Source organism: Rhizobium sp. P28RR-XV (genome assembly GCF_012641385.1).
GTDB lineage: Bacteria > Pseudomonadota > Alphaproteobacteria > Rhizobiales > Rhizobiaceae > Rhizobium.
Genome location: NZ_JABAIG010000008.1, coordinates 129,379 through 146,479 on the forward strand (window position 1 = coordinate 129,379; position 17,101 = coordinate 146,479).

General features: G+C 61.3%; 14 protein-coding genes. 8 read left to right on the forward strand and 6 right to left on the reverse strand.

Annotated elements, in window-relative coordinates; genetic code table 11:
• The first annotated feature begins 2 nt into the window (after positions 1–2).
• The 6 genes from HGP12_RS18210 to HGP12_RS18235 all read left to right on the forward strand — a co-directional run bounded on the left by HGP12_RS18210 (position 3) and on the right by HGP12_RS18235 (position 8,221).
• Positions 3–2,060, forward strand: a complete 2,058-nt coding sequence (locus HGP12_RS18210; protein ID WP_168840214.1) for an acetate--CoA ligase family protein — start codon at positions 3–5, stop codon at positions 2,058–2,060.
• Between the two features lie 6 nt (positions 2,061–2,066).
• The gene (locus tag HGP12_RS18215) at positions 2,067–2,849 is read left to right on the forward strand and encodes a carnitinyl-CoA dehydratase (RefSeq protein WP_168879574.1); all 783 of its coding nucleotides are present in this window, start codon (positions 2,067–2,069) and stop codon (positions 2,847–2,849) included.
• Between the two features lie 128 nt (positions 2,850–2,977).
• A complete protein-coding gene (locus tag HGP12_RS18220) occupies positions 2,978–4,567 on the forward strand; it encodes an ABC transporter substrate-binding protein (RefSeq protein ID WP_168840216.1) in 1,590 nt (529 codons plus the stop codon).
• 198 nt (positions 4,568–4,765) lie between these two features.
• Positions 4,766–5,773: an ABC transporter permease gene (locus tag HGP12_RS18225; protein WP_168879575.1), complete on the forward strand. Its 1,008-nt coding sequence runs from the start codon at positions 4,766–4,768 to the stop codon at positions 5,771–5,773.
• Positions 5,770–6,597, forward strand: a complete 828-nt coding sequence (locus tag HGP12_RS18230; protein ID WP_168840218.1) for an ABC transporter permease — start codon at positions 5,770–5,772, stop codon at positions 6,595–6,597. Before HGP12_RS18225 ends, HGP12_RS18230 begins: the two co-directional genes overlap by 4 nt.
• Positions 6,590–8,221: an ABC transporter ATP-binding protein gene (locus HGP12_RS18235; RefSeq protein ID WP_168879576.1), complete on the forward strand. Its 1,632-nt coding sequence runs from the start codon at positions 6,590–6,592 to the stop codon at positions 8,219–8,221. Before HGP12_RS18230 ends, HGP12_RS18235 begins: the two co-directional genes overlap by 8 nt.
• 61 nt (positions 8,222–8,282) lie before the next feature.
• On the opposite strand, the gene HGP12_RS18240 is transcribed toward HGP12_RS18235, so the two are convergent.
• Positions 8,283–9,068 (reverse strand): helix-turn-helix domain-containing protein, encoded by a 786-nt coding sequence (locus HGP12_RS18240; RefSeq protein ID WP_168840220.1) that lies wholly within the window; start codon positions 9,066–9,068, stop codon positions 8,283–8,285.
• Between the two features lie 121 nt (positions 9,069–9,189).
• On the opposite strand from HGP12_RS18240, the gene HGP12_RS18245 reads away from it, so the two are divergent.
• Both HGP12_RS18245 and HGP12_RS18250 read left to right on the forward strand, forming a co-directional pair.
• Complete coding sequence (locus HGP12_RS18245) at positions 9,190–10,770, forward strand: ABC transporter substrate-binding protein (protein WP_168879577.1); 1,581 nt, start codon at positions 9,190–9,192, stop codon at positions 10,768–10,770.
• A gap of 23 nt (positions 10,771–10,793) precedes the next feature.
• A complete protein-coding gene (locus HGP12_RS18250; protein ID WP_168879616.1) occupies positions 10,794–12,797 on the forward strand; it encodes a CocE/NonD family hydrolase in 2,004 nt (667 codons plus the stop codon).
• A 1-nt stretch (position 12,798) separates the two neighbouring features.
• Here the strand turns inward: HGP12_RS18250 and HGP12_RS18255 are convergent, their stop codons facing one another.
• The 5 genes from HGP12_RS18255 to HGP12_RS18270 form a co-directional block, all read right to left on the reverse strand.
• Positions 12,799–13,719 carry an alpha/beta hydrolase gene (locus tag HGP12_RS18255; RefSeq protein WP_168840222.1) on the reverse strand — a complete coding sequence of 307 codons (921 nt, stop codon included), beginning with the start codon at positions 13,717–13,719 and terminating at the stop codon, positions 12,799–12,801.
• Positions 13,720–13,832: 113 nt separating this feature from the next.
• A complete protein-coding gene (locus tag HGP12_RS34510) occupies positions 13,833–13,955 on the reverse strand; it encodes a hypothetical protein (RefSeq protein ID WP_281408223.1) in 123 nt (40 codons plus the stop codon).
• A gap of 198 nt (positions 13,956–14,153) precedes the next feature.
• Positions 14,154–14,552, reverse strand: coding sequence for a cupin domain-containing protein (locus tag HGP12_RS18260; RefSeq protein ID WP_168840223.1), 399 nt, complete (start codon positions 14,550–14,552; stop codon positions 14,154–14,156).
• A gap of 170 nt (positions 14,553–14,722) precedes the next feature.
• Positions 14,723–16,354, reverse strand: coding sequence for an FGGY-family carbohydrate kinase (locus HGP12_RS18265; RefSeq protein ID WP_168879578.1), 1,632 nt, complete (start codon positions 16,352–16,354; stop codon positions 14,723–14,725).
• Positions 16,354–17,082, reverse strand: a complete 729-nt coding sequence (locus tag HGP12_RS18270) for an SDR family oxidoreductase (protein ID WP_168879579.1) — start codon at positions 17,080–17,082, stop codon at positions 16,354–16,356. The genes HGP12_RS18265 and HGP12_RS18270 overlap by 1 nt, the downstream gene beginning before the upstream one ends.
• Between the last annotated feature and the right edge of the window lie 19 nt (positions 17,083–17,101).

A 17,101-nucleotide genomic window follows, 5' to 3' on the forward strand; every position in this document is an offset into this window, starting at 1 on the left:
CCATGACACAGCGCTCGCTCGACCGCCTGATCCGACCCGGAACGATCGCCGTCTTCGGCGGTAGAGAGGCGCGGCGCGTCATCGAGCAATGCGACCGTATGGGGTTTGCCGGCGAGATCTGGCCGGTGCATCCGACACAGGAAAGCGTGCTCGGCCGCCGCTGTTATCGGTCGGTCGCCGAGTTGCCTGATGCGCCGGACGCAGCCTTCGTCGGCGTCAACCGCACGCTGACCATCGATATCGTCCGTGATCTAGCAGCCAGAGGCGCCGGCGGCGCCGTCTGCTACGCCTCCGGCTTCAGCGAAGCGGTTGCCGAACTGGCTGATGGGGCGGATCTGCAGCGCTTTCTCGTCGAAGCGGCGGGCGCCATGCCGATCGTCGGGCCGAATTGCTACGGCATGATCAACGGCCTGGACGGTGCCCTGCTCTGGCCGGATCAGCATGGCGTCGTGCGCAGCGAGCGCGGCGTTGCCATCCTTACCCAATCCTCCAATATCGCCATCAATTTGAGCATGCAGAGGCGCGGCCTGCCCATCAGCTATCTGATGACGGCAGGCAATCAGGCGCAGACGGGCCTATCGAATCTCGCCCATGCTGTCCTGGAAGACCCGCGCGTCACGGCGGTCGGCCTGCATATCGAAGGCTTCGGTGACATCCGGGCTCTGGAGGCACTTGCAAAACGCGCCCGAGAGCTGAAGAAGCCTGTCATAGCGTTGAAGGTCGGCAAATCCGAGCAGGCGCAGCGTGCCACCGTTTCGCACACGGCCTCGCTCGCCGGCAGTGATGCGGTGGCCAGCGCCGTTCTCGATCGCCTCGGCATCGGTCGTGTCGCGACGCTGCCGGAACTCATCGAAACGCTGAAACTCCTGCATGTCGCGGGTCCGCTCGACAGCAATGCGATCTCCTCGATGAGCTGTTCGGGCGGCGAGGCATCGCTGATGGCCGATGCCGCCGTCGGCCGCGATGTCGCGTTCCGCGCCTTGAAAGCCGAACAGCTGCCCGCCCTGCGCGCGAGCCTCGGCCAGATGGTGACGCTTGCCAATCCGCTCGACTACCACACCTTCGTCTGGGGCGATCTTGCGCGGCAGACGGAGGCTTTCAGCGCCATGTTCGCCGGCGGCTATGCCCTCAATCTCCTCGTACTCGACTTCCCGCGAGAGGACCGCTGTGACGGCGCCGACTGGATGATCACCGTTTCGGCCGTTGCTGCCGCCGCAAAACAAACCGGTGCGCGCGCCGGCATCCTGGCGACGCTGCCCGAAAACATGCCGGAGGCAATCGCGCAGCAACTGATCGAGGCCGGCATCGTGCCGCTTTGCGGCATCAGCGAGGCGCTGGCGGCAGTCGACATTGCCAGCCGGATCGCCCATGCCTGGAAGCGACCGCAACCCTTGCCGCTTCTCAGCACGGCGGCCAACTCGGGCGAAATCGAGACCCTGAGCGAGGCAGCCGCCAAGGCCGAACTTGCAGCCGCAGGCCTTGCGGTGCCGCGCGGCAAGACTGCCATGACGGCAAGCGATGCAGCCAATTGTGCGGAGCAACTCGGATTCCCCGTCGCACTCAAGGCGCTTGGCATAGAACACAAATCCGATGTCGGCGCCGTCAAGCTCAACCTATGGGATAGGAATGCCGTCAGAGACGCGGCCGAAGGCATGGCTTCTGTCGCACGTGGCTTCCTCGTCGAAAAGATGATCGACCGTCCGCTCGCGGAACTGATCGTTGGCGCAGCCCGTGATCCGGTCGTCGGCCTCACCCTGACAGTCGGTGCCGGCGGAATCCTGGTGGAACTACTTGAAGATTCCGTCGTTTTGCCGCTTCCGGTGACGAAAGCCGAGGTCTTGGAGCGGATTTCGCGGCTGAAGGTCCGGAAATTGATCGAAGGCTATCGCGGGAATCCCGGAAGCAGCCTCGAAATCGTTGCCGACGCCGTCCTATCAGCGGCAGAATATGTCGTAAAGAACGCCGCACAGCTTGAAGAACTGGACATTAATCCATTGATGGTCCTATCAGAATCCCGCGGCGTCATCGCCGCGGATGCTCTCATCCGGCGAAGGAGGTAGCAGAAGTTGCAAGACCCCATTCGAACCCGATGCGACAACGGCATCCTGGAGGTGACGATCGATCGACCGAAGGCGAATGCCATCGATCTGGCGACGAGCCGGCAGATGGGGCTGATCTTCCGCGACTTCCGCGACAATCCCGATCAGCGCGTCGCCATCGTCACAGGCGCGGGCGAGAAATTCTTTTCTGCCGGCTGGGATTTGAAGGCCGCCGCCGATGGTGATGCGGTCGATGGCGACTATGGCATCGGCGGTTTCGGCGGCCTGCAGGAATTGCGCGATCTCAATAAGCCCCTCATCTGCGCCGTCAACGGCATCTGTTGCGGCGGCGGGCTCGAAATAGCGCTTTCGACCGATCTGATCATTGCCGCCGCCCATGCAACTTTTGCTTTGCCGGAAATCCGCTCGGGCACCGTTGCCGATGCGGCATCGATCAAGTTGCCGAAGCGCATCCCCTACCACATCGCGATGGACATGCTGCTGACCGGTCGTTGGCTGAACGTCGAAGAGGCGCATCGCTGGGGCTTCGTCAACGAGATCGTCCTGGCCGACAAGCTGATGGACAGGGCATGGGAACTCGCCCGCCTGCTCGCAAGCGGGCCACCGCTCGTTTACGCGGCGATCAAGGAAATCGTTCGCGAAGCGGAGGGCACGACATTCCAGACGGCCATGAATAAGATCACCAAGCGGCAGTTTGCGACCGTCGACGCCCTTTATTCAAGCGAGGATCAATTGGAAGGCGCACGGGCTTTCGCGGAGAAGCGAGCCCCAATCTGGAAAGGAAAGTAGAGCCGGCGACAACCGCAGCATTTTCCCGCATGATCGCGGGCAGCAGGCTTCAGGCGGAAGAGGAAACCGCGACGTGAAGTGGCTTGCCCGGGAGTTTTGTCAACACGGCAAGAAGAAGGAACAGGGGAATGAACGACTATACGAAATATCTGGCAAGCCGCGTCACGGCGGGCGGCCTCAGCCGCCGCGAATTCATGGGACGCGCAATGGCAGTGGGCGTGACTTTAACGCTCGCCGACAAACTCTTTACCGAAAGCGCAATGGCAGCCGAACCGAAACGCGGCGGTCATCTGAAGCTTGGCCTGGAAGGCGGCGCCGCGACCGATTCCAAGGATCCGGCGAAATTCCTGTCTCAGGTCATGTTCTGCATTGGCCGCTGCTGGGGCGACATGCTGGTGGAATCCCACCCGCTGACCGGTGCAGCCGTTCCGTCGCTCGCAGAATCCTGGGAGCCGTCGAAGGATGCCGCCACTTGGACCTTCAAGATCCGCAAGGGCGTCAAGTTCCACAACGGCAAGGATCTGACGATCGACGACGTCGTCGCCACGCTCAAGCGTCATACGGATGCAAAATCGGAATCGGGCGCGCTCGGCGTCGTGAAGTCGATCAAGGAGATCAAGGCCGACGGCGACAACCTCGTCCTGACGCTGACCGAAGGCAACGCCGACATGCCGTTGCTCCTGACCGACTATCACCTCGTCATCCAGCCGAATGGCGGCTATGACGACCCCCTCGCCTCGATCGGCACCGGCCCCTACAAGCAGGTTAGCTTCGAACCCGGCGTGCGCGCCACGTTCGAGCGCAACAAGGACGACTGGCGCACGGACCGCGGCTTCGTCGATTCGGTCGAGATCATCTGCATGAACGATGCGACGGCGCGTATCGCCGCCCTGTCGTCCGGTCAGGTCCACTACATCAACCGTGTCGATCCGAAGACGGTAGATCTTCTGAAACGCGCGCCGACCGTCGAGATTCTCTCTACCGCCGGCCGCGGCCATTACGTCTTCATCATGCATTGCGACAAGGCGCCCTTCGACAACAACGACCTGCGCCTGGCGCTGAAATACGCCATGGACCGCGAGACCATGGTCAAGAAGATCCTCGGCGGCTACGGCAAGGTCGGCAACGACTTCCCGATCAACAGCACTTATGCCCTCTTCCCCGATGGCATCGAGCAGCGCGCCTACGACCCCGACAAGGCCTCCTTCCACTACAAGAAATCCGGCCACAGCGGATCGGTGCTGCTGCGCACATCGGAAGTTGCCTTCCCCGGTGCCGTCGATGCGGCGGTGCTTTACCAGGAAAGCTGCAAGAAGGCCGGCATCAACATCGAGGTCAAGCGCGAGCCGGGCGACGGCTACTGGACGAACGTCTGGAACGTCCAGCCCTTCTCCACCTCCTACTGGGGCGGACGTCCGACGCAGGACCAGATGTATTCCACCGCCTATCTGTCGACGGCGGACTGGAACGACACGCGCTTCAAGCGTCCGGACTTCGACAAGCTGCTGCTTCAGGCCCGTTCCGAACTGGACGAGGCCAAGCGCAAGGAGCTTTATCGCGCCATGGCGATGATGGTGCGCGACGAAGGCGGAGTCATCCTGCCGATGTTCAACGATTTCGTAAACGCCTCCACCAAGCAGGTGAAGGGCTACGTCCACGATATCGGCAACGACATGTCGAACGGCTACGTCGCCACCCGCGTCTGGCTAGAGGCCTGATGCCCGAAGCCGGGCGAAAACGCCCTCATCTCTGACGCAGCCGGGACCGCGGAAGCCTTTCGCGGTCCTCCCGACGTTTCAAGCAATTCCAGGAAAAGTGCGCAGCAGTTTTCCGTCCGGAATCGCGTAAAACAACAAGATTGAGCGGTTCGACGGTTCCTTCAAACCCCGAACCGCTCCAAGCGAGAGGCATCGGCCATGTCCAATCTGCCCCCCGGAACCGTTTTGCCCGGGCTGAGGTTCAAGCAGCGTTTTCCGCTGCTGTCCCTCGTTTTCGAGCGTTGCCTGCTCAGCATCGTCCTGCTGTTTGCGGTCTCCATCCTGATCTTCGGCGGGCTCGAAGCCCTGCCCGGCGATTTCGCCACCACCTATCTCGGCCAGTCGGCGACGCCGCAGGCCGTCGCCAATATCCGCGAGGAGCTGGGCCTCAACCGGCCCGTCGCCACCCGCTATGTGCAATGGCTTGGCAATGCAGTGCAGGGAGACTTCGGCACCTCCTGGGCCAGCAAGAATTCCGTCGGCGAACAGATCGGCAAGCGGCTTGGAAACTCCCTGTTTCTCGCCGGCTTTGCCGCCTTGATCTCGGTGCCGCTGGCCGTCTGCCTGGGCATGCTGGCCGTTCATTTCCGCAACCGCATGCCCGACAAGATCATCAATGTCATTTCGCTGGCGGCGATTTCGCTGCCGGAATTCTTTATCGGTTATCTGCTTATCATGTTCTTCTCCGTCAAACTCGGCGTCGCGACCTTTCCGGCGACGGTCTTCGACGGTATGGGCCTCATCGACCGGCTGAAGGCGATCGCCCTGCCGACGGCAACGCTGGTTCTGGTCGTGCTCGCGCACATGATGCGCATGACACGGGCGGCCATTCTTTCCGTGATGTCGTCGGCCTATATGGAGACGGCCGAGCTGAAGGGACTGTCCGCCTTCCGCGCCATCGTCAAGCATGCCGCCCCCAACGCGCTGGCGCCGATCATCAACGTCATCGCGCTCAACCTTGCCTATCTCATCGTCGGCGTCGTCGTCGTCGAGGTCGTTTTCGTCTATCCCGGCATGGGTCAGTACATGGTCGATGCGGTGACGGTGCGCGACATGCCCGTGGTCCAGGCCTGCGGCCTGATCTTTGCCGCCGTCTACATCTTCCTCAACATGACGGCCGATATTCTCGCCATCGTCGCCAACCCGCGCCTGAGGCATCCGCGATGAGATTGAAAGATATCCCCATTACCGCCTGGGTCGGCATCATCGGTATCCTGATTGCCTTCATCTGCGCGATCTTCGCGCCGTGGATCGCCCCTTACGGCGAGACGGAAGTCGTCGGCAATGTCTGGCAGCCCGCCGATACGCAATATTTTTTCGGCCTCGACAATCTCGGCCGCGATATCCTGTCGCGTCTGATCTATGGCACCCGTACGACACTGTTCGTCGCGCTGGCAGCAACGATCATTTCCTTCTCGCTCGGCATCATCCTGAGCTTTACCGCCGCCGTCTCACGCGGATGGATCGACACGGTCTTTTCGCGTTTCAACGACCTGATGATGTCGATCCCGACGCTGATCTTCGCGCTCGTCGTATTGGCTGTGCTGCCGCAGAACCTGATCGTGCTGATCCTCGTCATGGCCATCCTCGATTCCACTCGCGTCTATCGTCTCGGCCGCGCCGTGGCGCTCGATGTCGCGGTCATGGAATTCGTGGAGGCGGCCAAGCTTCGCGGCGAAGGCAAGATCTGGATCATCTTCCGCGAGATCCTGCCGAATACGCTGTCGCCGCTGCTGGCGGAATTCGGCCTGCGCTTTGCCTTTTCGATCCTGTTCCTCTCGACGCTGTCGTTCCTTGGCCTCGGTATACAGCCGCCTTCGGCCGACTGGGGCGGCATGGTCAAGGACAACAAGGACGGCATCATCTTCGGCATCTCCGCCGCGCTCGTGCCGGGTTCCGCGATCGCGGCGCTGGCGATCTGTGTCAATCTGGTGGTCGACTGGCTCTTAAGGCGCACCTCCAGCCTCAAGGGAGGGCGTGGCGATGCCTGAGCTTCTTTCCGTTCGCGATCTCAAGATCGAGGCGACCAGCTATCCGCCCGGCGAGCCGCCGAAACGTGTTACCATCGTCGATGGCGTCTCCTTCGATCTTCAAAAGGGCAAGGTGCTTGGGCTGATCGGCGAGTCGGGCGCCGGCAAATCCACCATCGGCCTTTCCGCTCTGGCGTATGGCCGTGGCGGCGCCGAAATCACCGGCGGCAAGGTGCTGCTCGACGGCACCGACATCCTGCCGCTCGGCAAATCCGGCATCCGCCGGATCCGCGGCGCGCGCGTCTGCTATGTCGCCCAATCGGCCGCTGCCGCCTTCAATCCGGCGCATAGGCTGGGCGATCAGGTGATCGAAGCCACAGTCAAGCACCGCCTGATGACGAAGGAGGAGGCGAAGAAGCGAGCGCTCTATCTCTTCCGCGTCCTTGGCTTGCCCAATCCGGAAACGTTCGGAGAGCGCTATCCGCACCAGGTTTCGGGAGGGCAGCTGCAGCGCGCCATGACCGCCATGGCACTCTGCTCCAATCCGGAACTGATCGTCTTTGACGAACCCACCACCGCGCTCGACGTGACGACGCAGATCGACGTGCTTGCGGCGATCAAGCATGCGATCGAAGAGACGAATACGGCAGCGCTTTACATCACCCATGACCTTGCCGTCGTCGCCCAGATTTCCGACGACATCATGGTGCTGCGGTACGGCAAGACAGTGGAATATGGTAGCGTCCAGCAGATCATCGAGGAGCCCCGACAAGACTATACCCGCGCCCTCGTCAACGTGCGCCAGGAGGCACGAACCGAAGCCGCCGACCAGTCGGCCGCGCTTCTGAGAGTCGAAAATATCAGCGCGCAATACTCCAACGGTTTCAAGGTATTGCACGATGTTTCTCTACATCTTCCGAAAGGACAGACGCTGGCGGTGGTCGGCGAATCCGGCTCCGGCAAGTCGACACTTGCCCGCGTCATCACCGGCCTGCTGCCGCCAAGCGACGGCCGGATCTCCTTCGATGGCAAGCCACTGACACCCGCCTTGAAAAATCGCTCGCGGGAGGAATTGCGGCGTATCCAACTGATCTACCAGATGGCGGATACCGCGATGAACCCGCGCCAGACCGTGCGCGACATCATCGGTCGCCCGCTGACCTTCTATGACGGCCTGCGTGGCGCGGCAAAGACGGCACGCGTGAAAGAGTTGCTGGATCAGATCGAGATGAGCAACGGCTTCATCGACCGCTATCCGGCCGAGCTTTCCGGCGGCCAGAAGCAGCGCGTCGCCATCGCCCGCGCACTTGCGGCCAAGCCGGAACTCATCCTTTGCGATGAGCCGACATCGGCGCTCGATCCGCTGGTTGCCGAAGGCATTCTGAAACTGCTCATGAAGCTGCAGGAAGAGGCGCATCTTTCCTATGTCTTCATCACTCATGACATCGCCATCGTGCGCGCCATCGCCGACAGTGTCGCGGTGATGCATTGCGGCAAGCTCGTTCGCTTCGGCCCGAAATCGCAAGCGCTTTCCCCGCCCTTCGACGACTATACCGACCTGCTGCTAAAATCCGTGCCTGAGATGGAGATCGGCTGGCTGGAGCGGGTGCTGACGACTCGGAGAATGGAGAGCGCCGGAAATTGAAGGCTCGACATTTTCGGGCACTCACCCGGATTTGAGGGCCTCGTTGCGAAAATCGGTGTCATCAATACTCTGCCGGCACCGCGTACACTTCGGCGGAGGGATCTGCGAGGAATGAGCGTACCGTGGGTGGCAGCTGGCGTGACGACAGCGGCAGAGGTCCGCAGCGCGCGAGAAGTTCACGCAGGTCTGGCTCGGCGCCGACATGCCGCCAGATCATCCGTGACGCATAGGGGAGATTTTCCTTTCGCCAGGAGACCCCCATTGTCGTTCCACGCAAGTAGACGCGCTGATACTCGTCGAATGGCAGGAGGATCGTCTGTGACAGTATGGGGTTCGGGCCGACGACGCGCTCCGTAATGAATATCCGGTTTCGATAGAAGGCCGCCAAACCCACATATTTTGAAAACTGCTGGATGCCGTTTCCAGGATCCCGCAGGCGCTCCATTGATTTGACATGCACAAGCCCGCCCTGCTCGATAAGGCGACTGCACGAACACACGACCATTCCAGGCCAGGACGGCGAGCGATGATAGGTCTGAAAATAGCCGATATGGCGCCGTAGCGCGGTCAGATCTCCGGGGAACGCTCTTAGGAGTTCGGAACTTTGATTGAGGTCTAGGTTCGGTTTGCGAAGCCGCTCGCGAAAGACCCTGGGAGCGAGACCAAAGTCGGCCGAATCGAGATCGAAATACTTGGCTATGCGCGCTAGGTTATGGGCAGACGGTCTCGTCTGGCCGTTGATGTATCGGTTGAATTGCTGCCGATTGATATCAATCGCGCGGCAAAGATGCGAAATGGAACGCTGCGTGGCACAGGCAATCTTGAGGTTCTCGACCAGGTGAGGCATTGGCAGCTCCGTCTTGATGAAGCTAGCGTAAACTCGCTTAAAGATGCGTCAAGTCGCGAAGTTGCGTGGGCCAGCCTGACCTCTACGTTCCCTCTTACAAAATGGAAAAGAGGGAACTGCAATGACGCATCAAAAAGATCAATCTTCGCACCTTAAAATCGGCCGCCGCCACTTTCTCGGCGGTGCCGTCGCGCTCGGCGCATTGCCGAGCCTTGCCTCAAGCCTGCTGATGCCGCGCGACGCTCGCGCTCAGGAAGCAAAACATGGCCGCCATCTGAAGCTCGGCCTCAAGGGCGGCGCCACCAGCGACGCACTCGATCCCGCAACATACAGTGCCTCCGTCCTGTTCGTCATTGGCCGCCTTTGGGGCGATACGCTCGTCGAATCCGATCCCAAGACCGGTGCGCCCCTGCCGTCGCTGGCGGCTTCATGGACGCCATCGACGGACGCGTCCGTCTGGACTTTCAAGATCAGGAACGACGTGCAGTTTCATGACGGCAGCAAGATGACCATTGCCGACATCGTCGCGACGCTGAAGCGGCACGCAGACAAAAATTCACAGTCCGGTGCTCTGGGGCTAATGGCCTCGATCACCGGTATCGAAGAAAAAGCGGGTGACCTTGTCCTGACGCTTTCGGAAGGCAACGCAGACCTGCCCCTTCTCCTGACCGACTACCACCTGATCATCCAGCCGAAGGGTGGCGCGGACAAGCCCGCAGCCGCCGTCGGCACCGGCCCTTACATTTTGAAAAGCTTTGAACCCGGCGTTCGTGCCTCCTTTGAGAAGAACCCCAAAGATTGGCGCGCCGATCGCGGCTTTGTCGACAGCGTGGAAATACTCGTTATCAACGACAACACCGCCCGGATCGCCGCCCTGGCATCCGGCCAGGTCCATTTCGTCAACAACGTCGACCCGAAGACCGTCGCGATGCTGAAGCGCGCGCCGAATGTCGATATCGTCCGCAGTGCCGGTAAGGGCTTCTACAGTTTTCTGATGCATTGCGACACGGCACCGTTCGACAACAGCGACCTCCGGCTCGCGCTGAAATATGCCGTCGATCGCCAGTCGATCCTCGACAAGGTGCTGGGCGGCTACGGAACGATCGGCAACGACTATCCGGTCAATTCCAATTACGCTCTCGCGCCAACCGATATCGAGCAACGTCCATATGATCCTGACAAGGCCGCCTTCCATTTCAAGAAATCGGGTCTCGATCGCCCAATTCTGTTGCGCACATCCGACGCCGCCTTTCCCGGCGCCGTGGATGCGGCAATCCTCTTCCAGCAAAGCGCGCGCAAGGCCGGAATCACAATCGATGTGAAGCGCGAACCGGAAGACGGCTACTGGACCAATGTTTGGAACAAGCAGCCCTTCTGCGCCTCCTTCTGGGGCGGCCGTCCGACACAGGATTCGCGCTATTCGACCTCCTATCTATCGACCGCGGAGTGGAACGACACGCATTTCAAGCGCCCCGAGTTCGACAAGATGGTGCTGCAGGCAAGGTCCGAACTCGATGAGAGCAAACGCAAGGAACTTTATCGACATCTGGCTCTGCTGGTGCGAGACGATGGTGGTCTGATCCTGCCCGTCTTCAACGACTATCTCATGGCCGCCACGAAAACGCTGAAAGGATATGTCGACGACATCGGTAACGACATGTCCAATGGCTATATCGGCAGCCGCGTGTGGTTCGACGCGTAAACATCTTTGAGATATATATGATCATGGCAGACCGCAGCTTCACCACCATCGAAAATCACTGGATCACTCTCAAGGACGGCACGCGGCTCGCCGCGCGCATCTGGATGCCCGATGGCGCGGAGAGCGATCCCGTGCCGGCAGTCTTCGAATTCCTGCCTTACCGCAAGCGCGACGGGACGAGCCCGCGCGACGAATCCACTTATCCGGTCTTCGCCGCAGCCGGCATTGCCGGGGTCCGTGTCGATATCAGAGGCTCCGGCGAATCCAGCGGCATCATCGATGGTGAATATACCGAGTTGGAGCTCGCCAATGCCTGCGAGCTGATTGCCTGGATCGCGGCGCAGCCCTGGTCGAACGGCTCGGCCGGCATGATGGGCATTTCCTGGGGCGGCTTCAACTGCCTGCAGGTCGCGGCCTTGAAGCCTCCGGCATTGAAGGCCGTGATATCGATCGCTTCCACGGTCGACCGCTACAATGACGACATTCACTACAAGAACGGCTGCCATCTCTCCGCCCAGCTTTCCTGGGCGGCGACCATGCTGGCCTACCAATCACGCTCGCCCGACCCGGCCATCGTCGGCGACGAATGGCGGGATATGTGGCTGCAGCGCCTCGAGCAGGAACCCTTCTTCATGGAAGAATGGCTTCAGCATCAGCGCCGCGACGACTTCTGGCGGCATGGGTCGATCTGTGAGGATTTCGCGGGCTTTGATATCCCGGCCCTCGTCATTGCCGGCTGGGCGGACGGCTATCGCAACACTCCGCTGCTTGCGGTCGAGGGCCTCGGCGAGAAGACGAAGGCGCTGATCGGTCCATGGGTCCACAAATATCCGCATTTCGCCTGGCCGAAGCCGCGCGCCGATTTCCATGGCGAAGCCATCACGTGGTGGAACCGCTGGCTGCGCGGCGAGCCCAACGGCGCGGAGACCATGCCATCCGTGCGCGCCTATATTCTCGATTCGATAAAGCCCGCCACGCGCCGCGATTTCGATCCCGGTTTCTGGATCGCCAAGCGTCGTTGGCGGCCGCCTGACATGCAGTGCTTCTATGTCGAGCAGTTCGGCAGCTTGATGGAAGGCATGCCGATCCCGCACGCGCCGGAACATCCCGTCTATTTGCGCTCGCCGCTCGATACGGGCACAGCCTCGGGCGAGTGGTTTACCCTGAAGCCGGACGCAGAATTGGCGATCGACCAGCGCGTCGACGATGCCGGGTCGCTGACCTTCCAGACGACACCGCTGCTGGAAGACCATGATTATCTCGGCCGCCCCGTCGTGACCCTGACGCTGCGATGCGACGCCGAAACCGCCAATCTCTGCGCAAGGCTTGTCGACATCCATCCGGATGGCACGGCGACCCGCGTCTCGTTCGGCGTGCTCAATCTCGCCCATCGCAATGGCAATGCTGCTCCGGAGCCGCTGATTAAGGGTCAGCTGACCACCGTGACCGTGACGCTCGATGCCTGCGGCTATCGCTTCCGCAAGGGGCACCGCATCTGTCTGTCGCTGTCGACAGCTTATTGGCCGATGGTCCTGCCGCCGCCGGAAAATCCGGGGCTGACGATCGACATCGCCTCCATCGGTCTCGCCTTGCCGCAGCTCGGTGCGCATGAGCTCATCGATGTGAAGCAGCCCGACAATCCCGATCCGCTGCCGAAATATATCGAGCATGCGCCGTCTCTAACGAAGCGGCAGGTCGTTCACGATCTGTCGGAAGGTCAAACTCGTTATGAAATTCAAGAGGATACCGGACTTTTTGAACATCCTACTACAGGTCTTTCGACCCGACAGCTGCGCGAGGAAACCTGGTCGATCGCGCCGGACGATCCGCTGTCGATGAGCGGCATCTCGACATGGACCTGCGACATGCAGCGCCCCGGCTGGTTCGTCCGCACGGTCGCGACATCATCCATATCCTGCACGGCAAAGGATTGGATCATCAGCGCCTCCGTCATTGCCTATGAAGGCGAAATACAGATTTTCGAGAAGATATTCGAAGAGAAGCGTATTGCGCGCGACCTGATGTAGGTCAGCGCTGACGGGCAAACCGGCTTGCCGCCGCACAGACGGCGGCAAAGCCGGCCCGCGCGCCTTCGCTCATATGCCGTGCCCGCAGCCAGGCATGCACCATCTGCGGCTCCTCGCGGAACCAGACTTCAACGCCCGCCTGCGCCAGACGCGCCGCATAATTACGGCCGTCGTCACGCAAGGGATCATAATGTGCCACCGTGATGAAGGTTGGCGGAAGACCGGCGACGGAAGACAAAGCAAGCGGCTCGGAGACCGGATTACCCGATGGAGCCTGCAGGACACTGCGGTAATAGGCGACATCCGCGGTCGTCAACCCCGGCGCATCGGCCATTTCCTCATAGGAGCCGGAGGTAAGGTCGCCGCCGAGCGCGGGGTAGATCAAGATCTGCCCGACAATTCCTGAAAGCCCCTCGGCTTTCGCCCGCACAGCCAATCCTGCCGCCAAATTGCCGCCGGCGCTGTCGCCGATCAGGACGACCGATTTCTTTTCGGCGAGAAGCTGCTTGAGGACGGTAAAGCAATCATCCGTTTGAGCCGGCCAGCGATATTCCGGCGCCAGCCGGTAATCGACCGAGATCAGCTCCGCGCCGGCATGATCGGCAATCTCGGCGCAGATGGCATGATGGCTCTCGAGCGAGCCAACGACGAAGCCGCCGCCATGGAGATAAAGGAGGTTCGTTGCCGTACGGAGATCGGCCGGCCTGTAATGCCGGACCGGGATCGTCCCGACGACCAATTCATTTCTGGTGTCCATGCCCTCGGGCAAGCGGCGATCGAAACGGGCGCATAAGGCGTCATACCACTCACGCTGCTGCGTGATCGAAGCCGCGACCGCATCCGGCGGATAGAAGGAATCGCAGATTTCCATGAACTGCAAGATGCCTGCCTCGCTCGGCATGGGACGCTCGGCAGTAGCCATCGGATATCCTCGATTCGTGCGTATCCACCAAGGATAGCGCGCGGTTGCAACCGAATGCTTATCTCCCTACGGCCATCGTCGCCACGATGGCGACATTCGCCGATCGCGACGGCTCAGTCAGCTGCAAATACGCTGCTCGACGGCAAGGGAAAACCCGTCGGCATCTGCATGCACTGCGCGTTGGACCAGGTGAGCGCTGCAAGCGCGAGGGCCGCGCCAATTACAAGCCGAAGCATGATATTTCCTCATCCATGTTGCTACTATCGCAAGGTCAGTTGCCTTGCGGGCGCATTCAATCAGTACGCCTGCGCCGTGGAAGCGGCGGAGCTCCATCTATATCGGCCTGTTGAGGCTGACTTATGGCCAAGCCGTGACAAACGTTGATTGCTCGTGAACGATCCGCTCGGCGCTGGCCCGACCGCGGGGTTGGACCTTCACCTTGCGTGATATTGCTCGTCCGTCACATGTTCCAGCCAATCCACAACCTTGCCGTCCAGATGTTCCTGGATGGCGATATGGGTCATGGCCGTCGTCGGCGAAGCGCCGTGCCAGTGCTTCTCGTCCGGTTCGAACCAGACGATATCCCCCGGCCGGATCTCCTCGACCGGGCCGCCTTCACGCTGAACGAGACCCAGGCCAGCCGTGACGATCAAGGTCTGGCCGCGCGGATGGGTATGCCACGCCGTCCTGGCGCCAGGTTCGAAGGTGACGCTGCCGGCCGCCGCCCGGCGGGCGTCATTGGCAGCAAACAGCGGGTCGATGCGTACCGTACCCGTGAACCAGTCGGAGGGGCCTTTGCCAGAGGGCTGCGTGCCGTTCTTCTTGATGTCCATGATGACGTCCTTCCCGAGATCGGTTGCGATGGCGCGACCGTGTGGGACTTAATTTAGCTCACGATTCACGAAGCGGTAGAGGGCCGTTCACGCATAGACTTGTGAATTAGGACGATAAATCCCCTTCGAGTTGGAGGAAGCAGATACCCAGGGTGACCGTGTCGCCATGTCTATCGCGACATCATCGCACGGATGCTGCGATCTACCGATTGCAGCAGCTCGAAAGCTTCGTAGCGCCGCTCATGCAACGCTTTAACGGCGCCTTCGGCTGGCTCGAACCGTTTCGCCAGCCGCGACATGGCTGCCATGGCTTCGACGAGAGAGCCGCAATGTCCGCCAGCCGTAGCGCCGAGCATGGCGGCACCGAGAAGAACGGGTTCTTCCGTATCGGAGACGGCGACCGGCCGGCCGGTCGTATCCGCCAAGAGCTGTCGCACGAGGCCGCTCTGGGCAGCGCCGCCGCTTGCAATGATGAGATCGCAGGCAATGCCATCCTGTGCCAGCTTTTCGAGCAACTGCTTGAGGCCGTAACCGATGCCGCAAAGGCCGGCGATGTAGAGAGCGGTGAGATCGTCAACGCCGGTTTCCAGCCCAAGGCCGGAAATGACGGCACGCGCATCGGGATCGGCATAGGGTGAGCGGTTGCCGAGGAATTCGGGAACGACCTGGATGGATCGCGCGAGCTTCACGGCGTCGGACGCGTTGTTGCTCACCTTTATGGCCTGCCGGTCGAGCCAGGCGACCAGCGACAGGCCCTCCGCCTCAGCCTTCTGACGCGCCTCGCCGGATGCCGGATGCATGGTGACGAGATGATCGATCGCAGCACCTGCCGCCGATTGGCCGCCTTCAGTCAGCCAGAGACCGGGCACCATCGCCGAATAATAAGGTCCCCATACGCCATCGACGAACACGGCTCCTTCGCTCGACGCCATGGAACAGGCCGATGTGCCGAAGATATAGGCGAGCCTGTTCCTGACATCGGCCTGGCCGTCCGACCCCTGCCCGCCCAGTGTCCCGACGCCGCCGGCATGGGCATCGATCAACGATGCGCCGACCGGCGTGCCGATAGCAAGGCCGAGATCGCGCGCGGCTAACTCGTTCAAGCCCTCGCCAAGCGCCGTACCCGGCTCGACGATCTCGGTGCCGATCCGCGCAAAGCCTCCATCGGCCAATTCGCCGAGGCCAATATTTTTAAAATACTCGGTATCCCAGCGCTTCTCATGGGCGAGATAGGTCCATTTGCACGTCACCGTGCACACCGATCTCTGCAGCGAGCCTGTCGCGCGCCAGGTCAGATAATCGGCTAGATCGAAGAAATGGTCGGTTGCCGCGAAGAATTGCGGCAGGTTTCGCTTCAGCCACAGCAGCTTCGGCGTCTCCATCTCCGGCGAGATGCGGCCGCCGACATAGCGCAGCACGGCATGATTTCCGGCATTGATCTCCGCTGCCTCGCCGGCGGCGCGATGATCCATCCAGACGATGATGTTGCGATCGGCGTCACCCGATGGTCCCACAGCCACGGGCCGACCGTCCGCTTTAACCGCAACCAGCGAACACGTTGCATCGAAGCCGATGCCGGCGACATCACCGGCTGCTATTTTAGCCGTGACGACTGCCTCCTTGACGCTGTCGCAAACAGCCTTCCATATCTGCTCGCTCGACTGCTCGACGATGCTGCCGGCCTCGTGCCAGATGGTGATCGGCCGCTTGGCTGCGGCGAGCAAATGGCCATTTGCATCAAAAACCCCGGCCCGGGCGCTGCCGGTGCCGACATCGATGCCGATGAAATATGGTGCCGTCATCACAGATCCGTACTCAAGGGCAGGATCACCAGATCCCGGATTACGATGTTGCGCGGTCTCGATAGCATGAAGAGCACCGCTTCCGCCACCTCAGTCGCCTCCATGAGGCCGCCGGCGGCAATCGCTTCATCAAGCTTTGCCTGCGGCCAGTCGCTGATCAGCGCTGTCACCACCGGCCCCGGCGCCACGGCGCCGACGCGGATGCCATGCTTGGCGACCTGACGCCGCACCGTGTGCGTGAAGGCCTGAACGGCATGCTTCGACGCCGTATAGATCGGCTCCCAGACTACGGGCACCAGGCCGGCAATCGAGCTGGTCATGATGATGTCGCCGGTCTTGCGCTCGATCATATGCGGCAGCACCATTCGGACCGAGCGGAAGGCCGCGTTGATATTGAGACCCAGCATCCGGTCCCAGGCGTCTGGATCGCCTTCCGCGACCTCGCCGCCGATATAGGCGCCGGCATTGGCATGGAAAATGTCGAGCTTGCCGAACTTGCCGAGAATTTGCGGCATCATCGTCGCCACGCTCTCGGGCTTCAGAAGATCGACGACGACGGGATGGGCGTTCGGCCCCAGTTCGGCACAAATGCTTTTCAGGCTGTCTTCGGTTCGGTCGACGAGGGCGACGCTAGCGCCCTCGTTCAATAACGATTTGGCGCATTCCAGGCCAATTCCAGAGGCAGCCCCGGTGATGGCGGCGACTTTGCCGGCAAAATCCTGTTTCATGGCAATCCTTACCTTCTTG